This is a genomic window from Streptomyces rishiriensis (genome assembly GCF_030815485.1).
GTDB lineage: Bacteria > Actinomycetota > Actinomycetes > Streptomycetales > Streptomycetaceae > Streptomyces > Streptomyces rishiriensis_A.
In genome coordinates this window covers 6,378,498-6,395,861 of the sequence record NZ_JAUSWV010000002.1, presented here as the reverse complement: position 1 = coordinate 6,395,861, position 17,364 = coordinate 6,378,498, and the positions used below count along the sequence as shown (strand labels likewise).

Here is a 17,364-nt window from a genome sequence, read left to right as displayed (position 1 = left end):
GTCTACCGTCCCCTCCACTCGGGAGGGCGCTTTTCCCTGAACGCCGCGTGGAACTCGGCGTAGTCCTCGCCGTTCATGAGGAGGGCCTGGGTCGCGGCGTCCAGTTCCACCGCGGCCGCCAGGGGCATGTCCAGTTCGGCGGTCAGCAGCGCCTTGGTCTGCGCGTACGCCAGTGCGGGTCCGTCGGCCAGGCGGCGGGCGAGGGCGTGTGCGGCCTCGTCGGAGCGGCCCTCGTCGGTCAGTTCGCTGATCAGGCCGATGCGCTCGGCCTCGGGGGCGCGGACCGGTTCGCCGAGCATGAGCAGGCGGGTGGCGTGGCCGAGGCCCACGACCCGGGGCAGCAGGTAGGCGGCGCCCATGTCGCCGCCGGAGAGGCCGACGCGGGTGAAGAGGAATGCGAAGCGGGCGCTGGGGTCGGCGATCCGGAAGTCCGCGGCCAGGGCGAGGACCGCGCCGGCTCCCGCCGCCACGCCGTGCACGGCCGCGATGACGGGGAACGGGCATTCCCGTAGGGCGCGGACGACCTGGCCGGTCATCCGGTTGAAGTCGAGGAGCCGGGCGGTGTCCATGCCGAGGGTGGCGCCGATGATCTCGTCGACGTCTCCGCCGGAGCAGAAGCCGCGTCCCTCGCCGGCCAGCACCAGGGCGCGGACCGACCGCTCCCGGGACAGCTCGGCGAGCAGGTCGCGCAGGTCGGCGTAGGCGCCGAAGGTGAGGGCGTTGAGTTTCTCGGGACGGGCCAGGGTGACGGTGGCGATGCCGTCGGTGAGCTCGACGCGCAGGTGGTGCCAGTCGGAGGTGCGGGCGGCGGAGCCGGTGAAGGGACTCATGAGGGCGGCCTCCTCGACAGTCACTCACGAAGTTATCACCTTCTTGTGACTGTCGTCATGAGTACGCGATAGAGCAGCCGGGAAGAACTGCTGTGTCACCGCACGGCATGTTCTCGTCACACACGTCACCGGTCGTCGATAACGCGGTAACAACGGGATCAGGTACGCGAGCGGGACCGTTGTCCCGGGTAAGCCGCCGGCAGGGGCCGAAGGTCCCGTAGGACGCCCGACGAGCGCCTCTGCCGGAGGCCGCCGTACCATTCCTGAAGTTGAAAGCAGGACCGCCTGATGTCGATCACCGGACCCTGCGCCATGAACGGACTCGCCTTGTACGAACGCCCCTCCGAGCCGGCCGCCTCCTGGCGTATCGCGCTGCCGCACTCCGCTGCGGCCGTGCCGGTGGCCCGTGCGCTGGTCCGAACGGCGCTGGCCGAGCTGAAGCACGGGGCGGACAGCGACACCGCGGAGCTGCTCACGGCCGAGCTGGTGGCCAACGCCGTGGAGCACACCGCCGGGGACGCCCCGATAGAGCTGGTCGTGGAGTTGCGGCCGACCGGCTGCCAGGTCGAGGTGCACGACCCCGACCCCGTGCCGCCGGGCGATCTCACCCGTCCTTCCGGGGTGGAGCCCGACCCCTGGCAGGAGCACGGGCGCGGGCTGCTGCTCATCCGCACCCTCAGCTCGTCCTGCGGGCACCGGCCCACCGAACAGGGCAAGGCGGTGTGGTTCAGGCTGGCCGCCGTCCCGTCGCAGTGGCGCCCCCACCCGGCGTGAGTCCGACCGACCCGGGCCCGACCGACCCGGCCCCGACGGGCGCCCCCCGCGGGGCGCGGCGCCCGTAGCCGACGGGGAGCGTGCGGTCGCCGGGGCGCAGGCGGTCGCTCCATGGAACCCATTCGGGGGCGAGGACCGCGTCCGGGCCGGGGCGGGGTCCGCCCGGTCAGGCGAGCGTCGCCACCAGTACGGCCTTGATCGTGTGCAGACGGTTCTCCGCCTCGTCGAAGACGATCGAGTGGGCCGACTCGAACACCTCGTCGGTGACCTCGAGGGAGTCCAGGCCGTGGGTCTCGTGGATCTCGCGGCCGACCTTGGTGCCGAGGTCGTGGAAGGCCGGGAGGCAGTGCAGGAACTTGACGTCCGGGTTGCCGGTGGCGCGCAGGACGTCCATGGTCACGGCGTACGGGCCGAGGGCGGCGATCCGCTCGTCCCAGACCTCCTTGGGCTCACCCATGGAGACCCATACGTCGGTGGCGACGAAGTCGGCGCCCGCGACGCCCTCGGCGAGGTCCTCGGTGAGCAGGATCGCGGCCCCGGAGTCCTCGGCCAGCTTGCGGGCCTGGGCGATCACCTCGTCCGCGGGCCAGTACTCCTCGGGCGCGACGATCCGGACGTCCATGCCGAGCAGGGCGCCGGTGATCAGGTAGGAGTTGCCCATGTTGAAGCGGGCGTCGCCGAGGTAGGCGAGGACGAAACGGTCGTCGCCGAGGTTCTTGGCGCAGTGCTCGGTCATCGTGAGCACGTCGGCGAGCATCTGGGTGGGGTGCCAGTCGTCGGTGAGGCCGTTGAAGACGGGCACGCCCGCGTGGGCGGCGAGCTCTTCGACCTGCTGCTGACTGGACCCGCGGTACTCGATCCCGTCGTACATCCGGCCCAGCACCCGCGCGGTGTCCTTCACCGACTCCTTGTGCCCGATCTGGGAGCCGGAAGGGTCGAGGTAGGTGGTGGAGGCGCCCTGGTCGGCTGCGGCGACCTCGAACGCGCACCGGGTGCGCGTCGAGGTCTTCTCGAAGATCAGGGCGATGTTCTTGCCGCGCAGGTGCTGGACCTCGGTCCCGGCCTTCTTGGCGGCCTTCAGCTCGGCGGCCAGCTCGATCAGGCCGCGGAACTCCTCCTGGGTGAAGTCCAGCTCCTTGAGGAAGTGGCGGCCGGCGAGGGCGGTCGGGACTGTCGCCATGGGGGTCGCTCCAGAAGTGCGGTGAAGAAGCGCAGTGCACGGGACTGCGGTGACAGGGACCCTCGGAAGTCTATACGATGATCAACATTTTTATACAGACGCCTAGACGGCAACCGCACACCTATACGGCACTCCGCTCGACCGGGCAGCTCATGCAGCGCGGCCCTCCCCTCCCCCGCCCCAGCTCGCTGCCGGGGATCTCGATCACCTCGATGCCCTGTTTGCGCAGATGGGTGTTGGTGGTGACGTTGCGCTCGTAGGCGACGACGACGCCCGGCTCCACGGCGAGGACGTTGCAGCCGTCGTCCCACTGTTCGCGTTCGGCCGCGTGGACGTCCTGGGTGGCGGTGAGCACGCGGATCTCGCTCAGACCGAGGGCGGCGGCGATCGCGCGGTGCATGTGCTCCGGCGGATGGTCGGTGACCTTCAGTTCCTTCTCGCCGACGCCGGGCTCGATGGTGTACGAGCGGAGCATGCCGAGGCCCGCGTACTGGGTGAAGGTGTCGCCGTCGACCATCGTCATCACGGTGTCGAGGTGCATGAACGCGCGCCGCTTCGGCATGTCGAGGGCCACGATGGTCTCGGCCGAACCCGCCGCGAACAGCTTGTGGGCGAGCATCTCGACGGCCTGCGGCGTGGTGCGCTCACTCATGCCGATCAGGACGGCGCCGTTGCCGATGACGAGGACGTCGCCGCCCTCGATGGTGGACGGATAGTCGGCCTGCCCCTCGGACCAGACGCGGAACGTCTCGCCACGGAAGAGGGGGTGGTGCCGGTAGATCGCCTCGAAGTGGACGGTCTCGCGCTGCCGGGCGGGCCAGCGCATGGCGTTGATCGCGACGCCGTCGTAGATCCAGGCGGAGGTGTCGCGGGTGAAAAGGTGGTTGGGGAGGGGGTCGAGGAGGAAGTCGTCGAGGTCCATGACGTGGAAGCGCACGGAAGTCGGTTCGGGATGCGCTTCCAGGAACTCCCGCTTGGTCATGCCGCCGACGAGGGCCTCCACCAGCTCGGGGGCGGGGAGCGCCTCGAAGGCGGCGCGGAGGTGGTCGGTGGCGAGCACCCCGTACTCCTTCTCGTCGAAGACGCGGTCCAGGACGAGCGCACGGGCCGCCGGGATCTCCAGGGCCTCGGTGAGCAGGTCGCCGAAGAGGTGTACGGCGACACCGCGGTCGCGCAGCACGTCGGCGAATCCGTCGTGCTCGGCGCGCGCCCGGCGCACCCACAGCACGTCGTCGAAGAGAAGGGTGTCCTTGTTGCTGGGGGTGAGCCTTTTGAGCTCGAGATCCGGCCGGTGCAGGATGACGCGGCGCAGCCGCCCGGCCTCGGAGTCGACATGGAATCCCATGTCTCCATCCTGACCACCGGGGACCGCCTTCACCCCCTACTGGACCGTTTCCGCACCAGCTTGTTTCCTCCCTACGCCGATCTCCGCCACCTCCCCTCATTCTCGTCCTCTTGACGACAAGAGGAACTCGCCTCTATCGTTTCCTTATCGTCGCACTGACGAGAAATGGAACGAGGGGGGTCTCTCATGGCCGACATCACCCGGCGCCTGGGCTGGCGACACCTGCGCGGCGCCCCGACGGCGCATGTGCGCCACCACCGCTCCGGCAAGCTGGCGCACGACGGACCGGGGCTCAGCTTCTGGTTCCGCTCACTGAGCGCGGCACTGTCCGAAGTGCCGGTCGACGACCGCGAGTTGGCGATGACCTTCCACGCCCGCACGGTCGACTTCCAGGACGTGACGGTGCAGGCGACGGTGACCTACCGGATCAGCGAGCCGGCGGTAGCCGCCTCCCGCCTCGACTTCTCCATCGACCCCGACACGGGGGTGTGGCGCAGCGCGCCCCTGGAGCAGCTCGGCACGCTGCTCACGGAGACGGCGCAGCAGCACGCGCTGGACGTCCTCGCGCGGACGTCGCTGTCGTCGGCGCTGGTGGACGGCGTGACGTCGGTACGGGAGCGGGTCGCGGCGGGGCTGGCGGCCGAGCCGCGGCTGCCCGCCACGGGCATCGAGATCGTGGCCGTGCGGGTCGTCGCGCTGCGTCCGGAGCCGGAGGTGGAGCGGGCCCTGCGCACCCCGGCGCGGGAGCAGATCCAGCAGGAGGCCGACCGGGCGACGTACGAGCGGCGGGCGGTGGCCGTCGAGCGGGAGCGGACGATCGCCGAGAACGAGCTGGCCAGCAAGATCGAACTGTCCCGCCGTGAGGAGCAGTTGGTCGAGCAGCGCGGCACCAACACCCGGCGTGAGGCGGAGGAGAGCGCGGCGGCGGACAAGGTGCGGGCGGAGGCCGAGGCCAACCGGTCCGTACGGCTCGCGGAGGCGGAGGCCGCCAAGCTGGTACGGCTGGCGGATGCCGAGGCGCAGCGCACCGAACGGCTGACCCAGGTGGAAGCGGCGCGCACCGTCCGGCTCGCGGAGGCGGAGGCGGCCCGCTCGGTCCAGCTCGCCCACGCCGAGGCGCAGGCTGCGCGCGAGGTCGGCGAGGCGCGGGCCCAGGCACAGGCGGCCTGGCTGCGCGTGCACGCCGACGTCGACGTGGCGACCCTGCACGCCCTCACCGGAACCCGTCTCGCCGAGAACCTGCCGCGCATCGACAGCGTGACGATCTCGCCGGACGTCCTCACCGGTCTCCTGTCGAGGCTCGGCGGCGGGGAACCGGAATGAGTCTCGCCCCGCGGGCCGTGCTGGTCCACCGCCGCACGGAGTACGAGGAGTTGGTGGCCCGGCACGGCACCCACGGCCAGGCCGCCTTCTTCCTCTCCTCGCGGGGCCGGGACATCGAGGAGATCGCCGAACGCCACCGGCGGACCAGGCGGGCCCTGGCCGAGGTGACGGCGGCGATTCCCCTGACCTGGCGTCAGACCCGGGTGGAGCGGGCCGACTTGGACCGCTTCCTCTTCGCCCCGGAGGACGTGGTGGTCGTCGTCGGCCAGGACGGACTGGTGGCGAACGCCGCCAAGTACCTGGCCGGTCAGCCGGTGGTGGGCATCGACACCGACCCCGGCCGCAACCCGGGCGTCCTGGTCCGCCACCGCCCGGCGGACGCCCGGCTGCTCCTGCCTGCCGTGCTCGCGGCGGACACCGGCGCCGAGGAACTGACCATGGTCGAGGCGGTGGCCGACGACACCCAGCGGCTGCTCGCCCTCAACGAGATCTACCTGGGCGCCGCGGGGCACCAGACCGCCCGCTACCGCCTGGGCCTCGACGACGACGGGGGTGCCGTCGAGGCCCAGGCCTCCTCCGGGGTGCTGGTGGGCACGGGTACCGGGGCGACCGGCTGGATCCGGTCGGTGTGGCAGGAGCGGGGCGGCGGCGGAGGCGACATGGGCCCGCGGCTGCCGGGTCCGACGGAGGACCGTCTGGTGTGGTTCGTGCGGGAGGCGTGGCCGTCGCCCGCGACCGGCACCTCGCTCGTCGCGGGCGAGCTCGCGGCCGGCGGCCGTCTGACGCTGACCGTCGAGTCGGAACGGCTCATCGCCTTCGGTGACGGGATCGAAAGCGACGCGGTGGAGCTGACGTGGGGGCAGCGGGTACGGGTGGGGCGGGCGGAGACGGCGCTGCGACTCGTCGGTTGAGCCACGCCGGCGGCTCACCAGCCGCCCTGCGCCTCGCCGAGGATCTCGCTGCCGATGTGCGCGCCGAGCAGTTCCGCCCGTGGCGCTCACCCCGGTCGGCCACATGGCCGAGAACGGGCGTGATGCCCGGACCAGCCCTGGTACCGGGCGTGCTCACCGAGGAACGTCACCTGGACCCCGTCGCGCTTCGCCACCCCGTAGTGGGCCGCCGCCGGACGTCCGGCCAGGCCCGCACAGCCGCCCGGCGCGCGTGGACGCGATGGCCGCCTCGCTGGTACGGAGCGCGGGATACGCCCGCGAGTTGCCCGTGGGCGGACCGACGGGGCGGAGATGGGCAAGCGGTGGTGGCCGAGGGGCACGGTCACCCGGGTCGGCCCGCCCACGTCACCGCGTTCCACCCGGGCCGGGACCGGCGGGGCGCAGCCTCGGGCCCCGGTCCGCGCCGACGGCACGGACCGGGCGAACGGCTCACAGCCTCGGGTCGACCGGCTCCGACTCCAGGGCCAGCACGCCGAAGACCGCCTCGTGGACGCGCCACAGGGGCTCGCCCTCGGCCAGGCGCGCCAGGGCCTCCAGGCCCAGGGCGTACTCGCGGATCGCCAACGACCGTTTGTGGTTGAGGAAGCGTCCGCGCAGCCGGGTGAGGTTGTCGGGGCGGGTGTACTCCGGGCCGTAGATGATCCGGAGGTACTCGCGGCCCCGGCACTTGATGCCGGGCTGGACCAGCCGCCCCTCCCCGTTGCGGACCAGTGCGCCCAGCGGCTTGACGACCATGCCCTCGCCGCCCCGGCCCGTCATCTCCAGCCACCAGTCGACACCAGCCTGGACCGACTCGGGGTCGGCCGTGTCGACGTAGAGGCGGCGGGTCGTCTGGAGCAGGCCCGTGTTGTCGTGTTCCACCAACCGGTCGAGGAGCGACAGCTGCTCGTCGTGCGGCAGACCGGCCAGGCTGCGGCCCTGCACGGCGAGGATCTGGAACGGGGCCAGGCGTACGCCGTCCAGCCCGTCCGTCGTCCAGCAGTAACGCCGGTACGCCTCGGTGAACGCGGCCGCGTCCGCGGCGCGTTCCCGCTGCCGGGAGAGAAGCCCGCCGACGTCGACGCCTCTTGCCGCCGCGCCTTCCAGTGCGGACAGGGCGCCCGGGAAGACCGCGCGGGACGCGGCGCCCACGGCCGCGTACTGCGAGCGCAGCAGACCCGAGGCCTTCAAAGACCAGGGCATCAGCTCGGCGTCCAGCAGAAGCCAGTCCACCGCTTCGGAGGCGCTGTCGGGAGCGGCCAGCTCCGACCAGAGGCCCGCCTCGTCCACCGCCGTCCGTATCCGGCCGAGGATCTCCTCCGTCACGGCTTCGTCGTCGAAGAAGGGCCGGCCCGTGCGGGTGTAGAGGGATCCGGTGGGGCCGTCCACGCCGAACCGCTTGCGCGCTGTTTCCGCGTCCCGGCACACCAGGACCACCGCCCTCGAGCCCATGTGCTTCTCCTCGCACACGACCCTGGCGACGCCGTCCTGCGCGTACTGCGCGAACGCCTCCGCCGGGTGCTCCAGGTAGCCCTCGACGTGCGAGGTGGCCGTGGGGGCCATCGTCGGCGGCAGGTACGGCAGCAGGCGCGGGTCCACCGCGAAACGGCTCATGACCTCCAGGGCCGCCGCCGCGTTCTCCTCGCGGATCGAGACCCGGTTCTGGCCTTCGTAACGGGTTTCTACGATGCGTCGGCCGTGCACGTCCGCCAGGTCCAGCGGTCGGCCGTCGTGCCCGCCGGGTGCCTCGGAGCGCAGCGGCTTCGTCGGTTCGTACCAGACCTGCTCCGCCGGTACGTCGACCAGCTCGCGCTCCGGCCAGCGCAGCGCGGTCAGCTTGCCGCCGAACACGGCGCCGGTGTCCAGGCAGATGGTGTTGTTCAGCCAGGTGGCCTCCGGGACGGGCGTGTGGCCGTAGACCACCGCAGCCCGGCCCCGGTAGTCCTCGGCCCACGGGTAGCGCACCGGCAGGCCGAACTCGTCGGTCTCGCCGGTGGTGTCGCCGTACAGCGCGTGCGAGCGGACGCGGCCGGAGGTGCGGCCGTGGTACTTCTCCGGCAGGCCCGCGTGGCAGACCACGAGCCTGCCGCCGTCGAGGACGTAGTGGCTGACGAGGCCGTCGATGAACTCCCGTACCTCGGCGCGGAACTCCTCGCTCTCGCTCGCCATCTGCTCGATCGTCTCGGTCAGGCCGTGGGTGTGCTGGACCTTGCGGCCGCGCAGGTGACGGCCGTACTTGTTCTCGTGGTTGCCGGGCACGCAGAGGGCGTTGCCCGACCTGACCATCGCCATCACGCGGCGCAGGACGCCCGGGCTGTCCGGGCCCCGGTCGACCAGGTCGCCGACGAACACGGCCTGCCGGCCCTCCGGGTGGACACCGTCGGCATAGCCCAACTTGCCGAGCAGGGACTCCAGTTCCGCCGCACAGCCGTGGATGTCACCGATGATGTCGAACGGGCCGGTGAGGTGGGTCAGGTCGTTGTAGCGCTTCTCCGTGACGACCGAGGCGTTCTCGATGTCCTCGACGCCCCGCAGGACGTGCACCTTGCGGAAGCCCTCACGCTCCAAGTGCCGCAGGGAACGGCGGAGTTCGCGTGTGTGGCGCTGGATGACCCTGCGGGGCATGTCGGCGCGGTCGGTGCGGGCCGCGTTGCGTTCGGCGCACACCTCCTCCGGTACGTCCAGCACGATGGCGATGGGCAGCACGTCGTACTGCTTCGCCAGCTCGATCAGCTGGCGGCGGGCGTCCTGCTGCACGCTCGTGGCGTCGACCACCGTGCGGCGGCCGGCCGCGAGCCGCTTTCCCGCGATGTAGTGCAGGACGTCGAAGGCGTCCCGTGTCGCGCTCTGGTCGTTCTCGTCGTCGGAGACCAGCCCGCGGCAGAAGTCGGAGGAGATGATCTCCGTGGGTTTGAAGACACGGTGGGCGAAGGTGGACTTGCCGGACCCGGACGCGCCGATCAGGACGACGAGGGAGAGGTCGGTGACGGGCAGGACGCGGCCCTGCCTTGCAGGAATCTGGGTCTCGGTCATGCTGCTGTCGCCTCCTTCTCGTTCATGCTGCCCATGGTGAAAACGGCCATCTGGGTGGGCGGACCGACCTCCGGGTCGTCCGGACCGACCGGGACGAACTCGACGGCATAGCCGTGCCGTTCGGCGACCGAGGCCGCCCAGCCGCGGAACTCCTCGCGGGTCCACTCGAAGCGGTGGTCGCCATGCCGGACATGACCTGCCGGGAGACTCTCCCAGCGGACGTTGTACTCGACGTTCGGGGTGGTCACCAGGACCGTGCGCGGGCGGGCCGCACCGAACACCGCGTACTCCAGGGCGGGCAGCCTGGGCAGGTCGAGGTGCTCGATCACCTCGCTGAGCACGGCGGCGTCATAGCCCTTGAGGCGGGCGTCGGTGTAAGCGAGCGAACTCTGGAAGAGCTGGACGCGGGAGGCCTGCCGCTCGCCCATCCGGTCCAGCTTCAGCCGGCGGGAGGCGATGGTGAGCGCGCGCATCGACACGTCGACGCCGACGATCTCGGTGAAGCGCGGGTCCTTCAGCAGCGCCTGCACCAACTGGCCCTGGCCGCAGCCGAGGTCGAGGATCCGGGCGGCCCCGGACTCCGTCAGCGCGGTGACGATCGCCTCGCGGCGCAGCACCGCCAGCGGGGCCGGGCGTTCCTCCGCCTCCGCCTCCGGTTCGACCGCGTTGTCGATCTCCTCGACCTCGCTGTCGTCGGCCTCGGCGAGCCGGACCAGTTCGAGCCGTTCCATCGCCTGCCGGGTCAGCGACCAGCGGCGGGAGAGGTAACGGCTGGTGATCAGCTTCTGCTGGGGGTGCTCGGACAGCCAGCCCTCCCCGGCGCGCAGCAGCTTGTCGACCTCGTCGGAGGCGACCCAGTAGTGCTTGGCGTCGTCGAGGACGGGCAGCAGGACGTACAGGTGACGCAGGGCCTCGGCGACGGTGAGCGTCTCCGACTCCAGGACCAGGCTCACATACCGCGAGTCGCCCCACTCCGCGAACTGCGTGTCCAGGGCCACCGGTTCGGCAGTCACGGCCCAGCCGAGCGGCTCGAAGAGATCGCGTACGAGGTCGGCGCCGCCGCGGGCGGGCAGTGCGGGTACCTCGACCCGCAACGGCCTGGCCTGCGCGGGGAGTTCGGGCTTCGCCGTGCAGACGCCGCGCATCGCGCTGGAGAACACGCCGCTCAGGGCGACCGCGAGCAGCGAGGAGGCCGCGTAGGGGCGGTCGTTGACGTACTGGGCGAGGGCCGCGTCCGGAGCACCGCCCCGACCCTTGCCCTTGCCCCGCCGGACCAGCGCCACGGCATCCACCTCCAGCAGCAGCGCCGCCGTGCAGCGCTCGGCGCCGGCCTCGGGATAGAGGACGTGGGCCTTGCCGTAGGAGGTGGAGAACGCCTGCGCTTTGCCGGGATGCTTGTGCAGCAGGAAGCCCAGGTCAGTGGCAGGACGTTCGGGGGTGCCGGTGGTACTGATCGTCAGGAACACGTGGGTGCCTCGGTGGGGTTCGGAAGAAGGAGCGCAAGCGCTGATCGTGCGCCCGCGCACCCCTACAACGTACAGAGAACGCTTCCTCACCACTCGCGATTTTCCCAGCCGATCGACGGCCGTCCGCGCTGGTCAGCCGCAGGACCGGCCGTGTGCCGGGAAACGGGGACGGAGGGGAGCGGCAGCCCGCGACGAGAGGGGAGCCGTCGGGGGAAGCTGGGGTTGGGGAGGAGGGGCACCGGACGGGTCACGGACGGGGCAGGGCACCTGATCGACCGGATCGCGGGGCGGTCGGAAGCGGCGAAGCGAGGCTGGGCGGCCTGCTCGCGTCGGTTACCTCGGCATGCTTCGCCATGGGCCGACACCGAGCTTTCCGGTGGTGCCGAGGTCCAGGTGAGGGGTCACCATCACCGGCGTGGCGTCGGACTTGGCGCGCACCCGGACGTACGGGACGTCGACCGCGGTGCCGAAGCCGGTGGTGTTGCGCCACATCAGGCCGGCGCTCGCGCGTTCGCCGGGTTTCAGGGTGACGGGCCGGGGCGGGTCGTCGAACCCGGTGACGGTGGAGATGCCGCCGCTGCCCTTGAAGATCTTGACGCCGTCGACCGGCTCATGGTTCTCGTCCAGGAGGCTCACCTGCGGGTAGCCGTCGACGGTGTAGTCCCGGTCGCCGCAGTTCTCCAGGACGAGCCCCACTACTCGCAGTCCCATCGCGGCGTCGCCGTCGTCGGCCGAGACGCGGATGCCGGAGGGCGGGCAGGTGCCGGGCTCGGTCGGCGCCTCGTCCGCCGGGACCTTGGTCACCTCGCCGACCTTCACCGTCGTCACCGAGGACGCTCCCGGCGCGAGCGTCCCCGGCCGGACCGTCCCCCGCACCGTCCGTCCCGCCCCCACCGAGCGCACGGTCACCCGCTCGTTGCTCATGACCTCGCCCGCGCTCGTCGTGAACTCGAAGAGGACCGTGTACGTCAGCTCCTCGGTGCCGGAGTTGACGATCTCGTAGGCGGCCGAGACGCCGGAGCCGGCGGCGAGTCCGGTCGGCAGCCGCTCTGCCTTGACGCGGCCGTCGTCGGATGCGCTGGGGGTCGCGGAGCCGGCGGGGACGGTCACCGAGGTGATCCGGACCCCGTCCACGGCGGGCTCGGTGACCTGCGTCCGCTCACCCGCACCGCCGCCGCCGTTCTGTGCGTCGGCGTGTTCCGACCCGCATGCCGTCAGAAGCAGCAGGGCGGCCAGGGCCGGGAGGAACGGAAGGGATCTGCGCATCGGGCCACCTCATCAGGGCCCGACCACGCCGACTGTGACGGAAGCCATACTTCCGGTCACAGCCGTGTCACAGATGATCGGCGCGCGGCCCGAGCACCGGTGAAAAGGGACACGGAGGCCGCGCCCTGGCCGCAAGAGAAGAGGGACACGGAGACAAGGGGGACACGGAGGACGACGGTGTCCGTGCCAGCCGTGTCGGGCCGGGGCGCGACGCCGTGCGTCCCTGTCCGTGCTTAGGTCAGCTGCGCCTGGACCTGGGCGGAGATCAGCTCCAGGTGGTCCAGGTCGTGCAGGTCGAGGACCTGGAGGTAGAACCGTCGGGAGCCGGCCTCGGCGTAACGGCCGATCTTGTCGACGACCTCGGCCGGGGAACCGGCCAGCCCGTTGGCCTTGAGCTCGTCGACCTCGCGGCCGATCGCGTCGGCACGACGGGCGAGTTCCTGATCGTCCTTGCCGACGCAGACGACGAGGGCGTTGGAGAAGGTGATGGCGTCGGCTGCGCGGCCGATCTCCTGCGCGGCGGCCCGCACCCGGCCGAACTGGCGCTCGCTGTCCTCGATCGAGCTGAACGGCATGTTGAACTCGTCGGCGAACCGGGCGGCCAGGCGCGGCGTACGGGTCGCGCCGGTGCCGCCGATCAGCACCGGGATCTTCGCCTGCGCGGGCTTGGGCAGCGCAGGCGAGTCGGTGAGGTCGTAGTACGTGCCGTGGAAGTCGTACGTCTTGCCGAGCTCCGTCGCCCACAGGCCCGTGACGATCTCCAGCTGCTCCTCGAGCCTGCCGATCTTCTCCTTCGGGAAGGGGATCCCGTACGCCGTGTGCTCCTCCTCGAACCAGCCCGCGCCCAGGCCCAGTTCGACGCGCCCGCCGGACATCTGGTCCACCTGCGCGACCTGGATGGCCAGGACGCCGGGCAGCCGGAAGGTACCGGCGGTCATCAGTGTGCCGAGGCGGATGCGCTTGGTCTCGCGGGCGAGCCCGGCAAGGGTGATCCAGGCGTCCGTGGGACCCGGAAGGCCGCTCACGTCACCCATCTTCAGGTAGTGGTCGGACCGGAAGAAGGCGTCGAATCCGAGATCCTCGGTGGCCTTGGCCACGGTGAGGAGGGTGTCGTAGGTCGCCCCCTGCTGGGGCTCGGTGAAGATACGCAGATCCATGCCTCCATCCTGCACTCCGACCTCCCCGTCAACCCCACCGGTCCCCGCTCCCCCGGCCGTCCCCGGTCGGGTGAAAAACGCCCGCGCCGTGCGTGGGGGGTTGCCCCGTCCAGTGACCCGCCCCTCCGGTGATCGTTGGGCGAGCGGAGCCGGCCCGCCCGGCGCCCGTGCCCGGCTGGTCAGCACCGGGACGTCATCCGCGTCGGCCCTCCCCACGGGGGGCCAGGGCCGAGGAGGCCGTCATGTCCGAAGAGACCGTGCCGCAGCAGGGCGGGGCCCCCGCCGCAGCCCAGCCGAAGGGGTTGTTGCAGCAGATGGAGGAGCTGATGGCGGCTCTGAACGCAGATCTCTCGGCGCTGGACGCGGACTTCCAGTCGACCGGGGCTGTGCAGCGGGGGCGAGAGAAGAGGGTGACGTGACCGGCTGCCCCCCTGCCCCGTGCCCGGCTCCGGGAGAAGAGGGTGACGTGACCGGCTGACCTTTCCCTGCCCCGTGCCCCACGCTCGCACTCTCCCCCTCGCCGCTGTTCCCCTTCCTTCCAGCGCCGGACAGGTCGGCCTACCTCACCTCTCCGGCAGGGCGCCCTCCCTCTCCTCCCGTTCCTCCCTCGCCGCCAGCTTGCGCAGCATCTCCAGGACCCGGTCCCTGGACTCGTCCGCCGCGTCGATGGCCTCCATGCACTTCCAGTACGTGCCCTGGTCGTCCGCCGAGCTCGCCAGGCCGACCAGGGCGATGCCGACCTCGCCCAGCAGGCCGCTCAGGTCGAGCAGCGCCCGGCGAGCGTCGTCCAGCTCGGTGAGCCGGGCGGCGAGCAGGTCGCCCGGGTCGAGGTCCGGCGCGCCGAGCACACCGCAGCCTCTGCCCGCCAGCTCGGTCAGTCCCAGCGCCTCGCCGCGCAGTTCGGGCGGGCCCGAGACGGCGAGGCGACTGCCGATCGCCTGCGCCAGGGCCTGCGCCTGCCACACCTCCGCCAGGATCCCCGCTCCTTCGCCGCTGCCCGCGAGCGCGCGCCTGCTCGTCAGGATGAGCTGCACCGCGTCCATGCGCTGCCCCCGTCTGCCCCGACGTGCTGCTCGCACGTCCGCCCGAACACCCGTCTCCACCAGTCCACTACCCAGAGTGAGGGCGTGTGGGACGAAAAGCCAGAGGAAGACCGAAATCTGTGGACAACAAATCGATTTCGGTCCGCCATTCGACTGCGGAGAGTGAAAACGGACTGTTCGGCTCACCTTCGAGGCATCCCCGCCGGGCTGTCACGGCAGGGCCGTTGCGGCGGGGGCCGCCGCGTCACCGCCGCCTCGACGGCACCCTGTTTTTTGACGGCACTGCTGCTTCTCCGCTCCGCTGCGGCGCCGCTACGGCGCCGGGAACCTGTGCTCGTTGCGGTCGATCTTCGCGTCCAGCGCCGCCAGCGGATCGACACCGAGCACCTCGCAGAGCTGGAGCAGATAGGCGAGAACGTCGGCGACCTCGTCCGTCACCCGGTGGGCGGTGTCCGGGTCCTCCATCACGCGCGCCGACTCCTCCGGCGTCAACCACTGGAAGATCTCGACCAGTTCGGACGCCTCCACGCTGAGCGCGGCGACGAGGTTCTTCGGGGTGTGGAAGGGCTGCCAGTTCCGCGCGGCCGCGAAGTCGGCGAGTCTGCGCTGGAGCTTCGCCACGTCGAGGTGTTGTTCTGTCACGGACCCAGGTGTACCACCGTCACTCCTTCCGTCCGGGCGGCACCGTGGCCGTCACCGACCGCGCCGACGCAGCGGATGTGCCCGCGCTCGGCCATCCGCACCGCCAGCCGCAGCAGTTCGGCGCGCTGACGTGCGTCGAGGCCACGGTCGAGGCCGTCCGCGAGCAGGGTGAGAGTCTGCATCGCGGCGGGCACCTCGCCGGCCGGGTCCACGTCGAGGACGCCCGGGCCGGTGAGCAGCACCAGGGCGAGGGCGATGTAGCGCAGTTCGCCGTATCCCAGCCGGGCGAGTTCCGTGCGGCTGCCGTCGGCGCGGTGGAGCAGCGCGCGGACCGTGCCGTCGGGCAGCGGTTCGGCGCGCAGGTCGACGACCGGTCCTCCGGAGCCCGCCGACAGCGCGGCCACCAGCTGTGCGTGCCGCCGTGCGCACTCCTCTCGGGTGCGCCACAGGACGTCGGCGAGGTTGTCGCAGCCGCCGAGCAGTCGGCCGGAGCCGGTGGGAACGGGGGCCCCCATCCAGTCGGGCTGCGGATCGCAGGCGAAGACGGATCGCAGGGCGACGACCATCTGTTCCGCGGCGGCGAGCACCTGCCGTTGCCCGTCGGTCTTGCCTGCCACGCGCAGCGGGAGCAGGGCGGTGCCGAGCCGGTCGTCGGGCAGCGGCGCGCGCGTCACCGGCGCGGAGCCGCCGGTGTGCCAGGCCGCCTGTACGGTGCGGCGGCCGGGATCACGCAGTGCCGTCTCCAGCAGCACGACGCCCGCCGCGCTCAGCCGCTCCCCCACGATGCGCAGCTCGGGCTCGGCCTGCACGGCGACGTCGAGCCGAACCGGGCCGCCGGGTCCGTCGGCCGTGCATCCGATACGGAACCCCCTACGACGCTGGGCGTCGGGCCGCGCCCCCTGCGGCACGCACGCGAGCGGATCGGCGAACACCTCACCCAGCGAGGCCCCGCCACCGAGCCGCGCCAACGCCTCGTAGGCGCGCAGCGCGCTGCTCTTGCCACTCCCGCTGGCCCCGACGAACAGCGTGACCGCCCCCAGCGGAAACCGGGCCCGGCGATGCCCCGCGAAGGCGGAGAGCCGCAGTTCGGTGACACAGGGCCGGACGTACCGAGCCTGGGCGTCCGCCGTACCGGGACCCGGCGCGGAGGACGGAACATGCCGCTCCGCCATGGCCGGCGCCTGCGCGGGCACGGTTGGGGAGGCATCCTCCGACGGCGGCCCGCCGGACGACTGGTGGTGGGGTAAGGGCGCGGAGGAGACACCGGCTGAAACAGAGGAAGGGAAAGAGGAAGAGGAAGAGGAAGAAGCGGAGGCAGAGACAGAGGCAGAGGAAGCCGAAGAGGCGAGCGGCGAGGGCATATCCGGACCGTAGGACTCCGCCGCCAGACGAACCGTTACGCCCCGAGAACCTTCCTACGATCGAGCGACCTCGACGAGACCGACGACATCTACGGCACACCGACGAGCCTCGCGGAGCACGCCGAACGGGACGGGAGAGACCAGCGGGACGGAAGAACGGGCGGGACCGCGGGACAAGGGGACCAGGGGACCGGGGGACGGGGAACGGTGGGACCGGGGGGGGAACGGATCGACGGGTTCCCGTGTCGCCGAGCGCCGCGGTGGGCGCGGTTACCCGACGCCACACCCGGAGCCCGACGCCGTGCCCGGAGCCCGACGGTTGCTCAGACTCCGGGAACCCCCGCCCCCTCCATGATCCCGCTGACCTCGGTGCCCGGTGGGGTCAGCAGGAAGACGTTGCGGTCGACCCGGTGCATGCCGCTGGCCAGCCCGAAAACAACTCCCGTGGAGAAGTCCAGGACGCGCTTGGCGGTGTCGGTCTCCGCGCCCGTCAGATCGAGCAGCACCGGGATGCCCGCCATCAGCGTCTCGGCGACCTCGCGGGCGTCCGCGAAGACGTTGACCCGCAGCACGACGAATCGGCGCCGGGTCTCCGTCTCCGCGTCGGGGAGCGAGCGGTGGCTCACCGCCGACGGCCACGCGTCCCGGCCCCGCAGCGGAACAACCTGAGCGAGCCCTTCCCACTGTTCATCGGTGACGTCGTAACGGTTCACCGGCACCCCCCGAACTGACTCGCCTTCAATACCTGCACCAGCCATTCTTACGCCAAGTCACCCGTTCAGCCCAACAACGACACGGACCGCCACAGTCCTCGCCGTCGCTCAGCGGCTTGTCGCCGTGGCCGGACCGGGATCCTCACCCCAGGCGCACTCCCCCACCAGCCCTGTTCGCGTCGTGAAACCGGAACCACGAAGGCGGCGGTCCGAGACACCACACGAAGAGCACCGGCAGCGCGGAGGACCGCCCGGCGGCGGCCGACGTGCCGCCCCGGGCGGCGGCGTTCCTCCTGTCGGCG

Annotated in this window: 16 protein-coding genes and 1 pseudogene; 5 read left to right on the top strand and 12 right to left on the bottom strand. The window is 71.6% G+C overall.

The features are described from left to right. Positions 1–2: 2 nt before the first annotated feature. Entirely contained in the window at positions 3–830 is an 828-nt protein-coding gene (locus QF030_RS30965) for an enoyl-CoA hydratase family protein (protein WP_307165862.1), read from the bottom strand. Positions 831–1,142: 312 nt separating this feature from the next. Between QF030_RS30965 and QF030_RS30960 the strand changes: the two genes are divergently transcribed. Then, positions 1,143–1,604: an ATP-binding protein gene (locus QF030_RS30960; protein WP_307167748.1), complete on the top strand. Its 462-nt coding sequence runs from the start codon at positions 1,143–1,145 to the stop codon at positions 1,602–1,604. Positions 1,605–1,689: 85 nt separating this feature from the next. On the opposite strand, the pseudogene QF030_RS30955 reads toward QF030_RS30960, so the two are convergent. The 3 genes and pseudogenes from QF030_RS30955 to QF030_RS30945 all read right to left on the bottom strand — a co-directional run. Continuing rightward, a pseudogene (locus QF030_RS30955) lies at positions 1,690–1,755 on the bottom strand (DUF3027 domain-containing protein); the annotation flags it as partial. 15 nt (positions 1,756–1,770) lie between these two features. Continuing rightward, a complete protein-coding gene (gene argF, locus QF030_RS30950; RefSeq protein WP_307165861.1) occupies positions 1,771–2,784 on the bottom strand; it encodes an ornithine carbamoyltransferase in 1,014 nt (337 codons plus the stop codon). 121 nt (positions 2,785–2,905) lie between these two features. After that, the gene (locus QF030_RS30945; RefSeq protein WP_307165860.1) at positions 2,906–4,129 is read right to left on the bottom strand and encodes an arginine deiminase; all 1,224 of its coding nucleotides are present in this window, start codon (positions 4,127–4,129) and stop codon (positions 2,906–2,908) included. A 186-nt stretch (positions 4,130–4,315) separates the two neighbouring features. Here QF030_RS30945 and QF030_RS30940 point away from each other — a divergent pair, with 186 nt between their 5' ends. Both QF030_RS30940 and QF030_RS30935 read left to right on the top strand, forming a co-directional pair. Continuing rightward, positions 4,316–5,452 carry an SPFH domain-containing protein gene (locus QF030_RS30940; protein WP_307165859.1) on the top strand — a complete coding sequence of 379 codons (1,137 nt, stop codon included), beginning with the start codon at positions 4,316–4,318 and terminating at the stop codon, positions 5,450–5,452. Continuing rightward, positions 5,449–6,363: a hypothetical protein gene (locus QF030_RS30935; protein ID WP_307165858.1), complete on the top strand. Its 915-nt coding sequence runs from the start codon at positions 5,449–5,451 to the stop codon at positions 6,361–6,363. Before QF030_RS30940 ends, QF030_RS30935 begins: the two co-directional genes overlap by 4 nt. A gap of 468 nt (positions 6,364–6,831) precedes the next feature. On the opposite strand, the gene QF030_RS30930 is transcribed toward QF030_RS30935, so the two are convergent. The 4 genes from QF030_RS30930 to QF030_RS30915 form a co-directional block, all read right to left on the bottom strand. After that, positions 6,832–9,414, bottom strand: coding sequence for a polynucleotide kinase-phosphatase (locus QF030_RS30930; protein WP_307165857.1), 2,583 nt, complete (start codon positions 9,412–9,414; stop codon positions 6,832–6,834). Beyond that, on the bottom strand, positions 9,411–10,880 hold the full coding sequence (locus tag QF030_RS30925) for a 3' terminal RNA ribose 2'-O-methyltransferase Hen1 (RefSeq protein WP_307165856.1): 1,470 nt from the start codon (positions 10,878–10,880) through the stop codon (positions 9,411–9,413). Before QF030_RS30925 ends, QF030_RS30930 begins: the two co-directional genes overlap by 4 nt. A 333-nt stretch (positions 10,881–11,213) precedes the next feature. Next, a complete protein-coding gene (locus QF030_RS30920; RefSeq protein ID WP_307165855.1) occupies positions 11,214–12,146 on the bottom strand; it encodes a DUF4232 domain-containing protein in 933 nt (310 codons plus the stop codon). Between the two features lie 233 nt (positions 12,147–12,379). Then, the gene (locus QF030_RS30915; protein ID WP_307165854.1) at positions 12,380–13,303 is read right to left on the bottom strand and encodes an LLM class F420-dependent oxidoreductase; all 924 of its coding nucleotides are present in this window, start codon (positions 13,301–13,303) and stop codon (positions 12,380–12,382) included. Between the two features lie 242 nt (positions 13,304–13,545). On the opposite strand from QF030_RS30915, the gene QF030_RS30910 reads away from it, so the two are divergent. After that, on the top strand, positions 13,546–13,722 hold the full coding sequence (locus tag QF030_RS30910) for a hypothetical protein (RefSeq protein WP_307165853.1): 177 nt from the start codon (positions 13,546–13,548) through the stop codon (positions 13,720–13,722). A gap of 144 nt (positions 13,723–13,866) precedes the next feature. On the opposite strand, the gene QF030_RS30905 is transcribed toward QF030_RS30910, so the two are convergent. From QF030_RS30905 to QF030_RS30895, 3 genes are all read right to left on the bottom strand, one after another. Continuing rightward, a complete protein-coding gene (locus QF030_RS30905; protein ID WP_307165852.1) occupies positions 13,867–14,346 on the bottom strand; it encodes a DUF6099 family protein in 480 nt (159 codons plus the stop codon). A 312-nt stretch (positions 14,347–14,658) separates the two neighbouring features. Next, on the bottom strand, positions 14,659–14,988 hold the full coding sequence (locus tag QF030_RS30900) for a nucleotide pyrophosphohydrolase (protein ID WP_307165851.1): 330 nt from the start codon (positions 14,986–14,988) through the stop codon (positions 14,659–14,661). Further along, entirely contained in the window at positions 14,985–16,160 is a 1,176-nt protein-coding gene (locus tag QF030_RS30895) for an ATP-binding protein (RefSeq protein ID WP_307165850.1), read from the bottom strand. Before QF030_RS30895 ends, QF030_RS30900 begins: the two co-directional genes overlap by 4 nt. Between QF030_RS30895 and QF030_RS30890 the strand changes: the two genes are divergently transcribed. Further along, entirely contained in the window at positions 16,159–16,362 is a 204-nt protein-coding gene (locus tag QF030_RS30890) for a hypothetical protein (RefSeq protein ID WP_307165849.1), read from the top strand. The genes QF030_RS30895 and QF030_RS30890 overlap by 2 nt on opposite strands. 310 nt (positions 16,363–16,672) lie before the next feature. Here the strand turns inward: QF030_RS30890 and QF030_RS30885 are convergent, their stop codons facing one another. Next, the gene (locus QF030_RS30885; protein WP_028806047.1) at positions 16,673–17,062 is read right to left on the bottom strand and encodes a cell division protein SepF; all 390 of its coding nucleotides are present in this window, start codon (positions 17,060–17,062) and stop codon (positions 16,673–16,675) included. Positions 17,063–17,364: the final 302 nt, after the last annotated feature.

What these genes read in the sequence shown, in the direction of transcription:
- QF030_RS30895 (WP_307165850.1), bottom strand. Translation starts at nt 16,160, where the DNA reads ATGGCGGAGCGGCATGTTCCGTCCTCCGCGCCGGGTCCCGGTACGGCG.
- QF030_RS30965 (WP_307165862.1), bottom strand. Translation starts at nt 830, where the DNA reads ATGAGTCCCTTCACCGGCTCCGCCGCCCGCACCTCCGACTGGCACCAC.
- QF030_RS30930 (WP_307165857.1), bottom strand. Translation starts at nt 9,414, where the DNA reads ATGACCGAGACCCAGATTCCTGCAAGGCAGGGCCGCGTCCTGCCCGTC.
- QF030_RS30910 (WP_307165853.1), top strand. Translation starts at nt 13,546, where the DNA reads ATGTCCGAAGAGACCGTGCCGCAGCAGGGCGGGGCCCCCGCCGCAGCC.
- argF (WP_307165861.1), bottom strand. Translation starts at nt 2,784, where the DNA reads ATGGCGACAGTCCCGACCGCCCTCGCCGGCCGCCACTTCCTCAAGGAG.
- QF030_RS30940 (WP_307165859.1), top strand. Translation starts at nt 4,316, where the DNA reads ATGGCCGACATCACCCGGCGCCTGGGCTGGCGACACCTGCGCGGCGCC.
- QF030_RS30945 (WP_307165860.1), bottom strand. Translation starts at nt 4,129, where the DNA reads ATGGGATTCCATGTCGACTCCGAGGCCGGGCGGCTGCGCCGCGTCATC.
- QF030_RS30915 (WP_307165854.1), bottom strand. Translation starts at nt 13,303, where the DNA reads ATGGATCTGCGTATCTTCACCGAGCCCCAGCAGGGGGCGACCTACGAC.
- QF030_RS30920 (WP_307165855.1), bottom strand. Translation starts at nt 12,146, where the DNA reads ATGCGCAGATCCCTTCCGTTCCTCCCGGCCCTGGCCGCCCTGCTGCTT.
- QF030_RS30960 (WP_307167748.1), top strand. Translation starts at nt 1,143, where the DNA reads ATGAACGGACTCGCCTTGTACGAACGCCCCTCCGAGCCGGCCGCCTCC.
- QF030_RS30905 (WP_307165852.1), bottom strand. Translation starts at nt 14,346, where the DNA reads ATGGACGCGGTGCAGCTCATCCTGACGAGCAGGCGCGCGCTCGCGGGC.
- QF030_RS30890 (WP_307165849.1), top strand. Translation starts at nt 16,159, where the DNA reads ATGGCCGGCGCCTGCGCGGGCACGGTTGGGGAGGCATCCTCCGACGGC.
- QF030_RS30935 (WP_307165858.1), top strand. Translation starts at nt 5,449, where the DNA reads ATGAGTCTCGCCCCGCGGGCCGTGCTGGTCCACCGCCGCACGGAGTAC.